We start from the raw sequence: 368 nt of genomic DNA, 5'->3' as shown, positions 1-368 counted from the left end.
GGCCAATTGCCGCTCAAGAATGACGTGCTCTTCGTCGTACCGATAAACCTCGCGTTCACCGACGGCATTGGTCGCCGACACCAGTCGTCCGGCGTCGTCGTAGGCGTAGGAAACGACGTTCTGCTCGGTCACCCAAACGAAGGGTTGATGGCCTTTGGCGCGATGCACCTGGTAGTCCACCGCCACGATGCGGTCGAACTCATACCGCAAAAAAAGCGAACGCCCCGCACCGTTATCCAGTCGCTCAATACGCCCCAACCGATCCCGGAAAATGCGCAGCCGGTTGTCATACGCATCGCTGATCGCCGTCAGTACGCCGTCGTGAAAGTGATAGAACCGAGAAGCCTGGGCCAGCACCAACTCGCCAG

At 59.2% G+C, this 368-nt stretch carries 1 protein-coding gene; it reads right to left on the bottom strand.

Translation table 11 applies throughout. The features are described 5' to 3' along the window. A partial coding sequence (locus tag BFP89_RS00080) for an RHS repeat domain-containing protein (RefSeq protein ID WP_141689005.1) occupies nt 1–368 on the bottom strand: 368 nt, incomplete at both ends.

The sequence above is a fragment of the Pseudomonas sp. 31 R 17 genome, from assembly GCF_900004915.1.
In the GTDB taxonomy this organism is placed as follows: domain Bacteria; phylum Pseudomonadota; class Gammaproteobacteria; order Pseudomonadales; family Pseudomonadaceae; genus Aquipseudomonas; species Aquipseudomonas orientalis_A.
The sequence above is the reverse complement of the archived record's forward strand: the minus strand, read 5'-3'. Positions and strand labels throughout refer to the sequence as shown.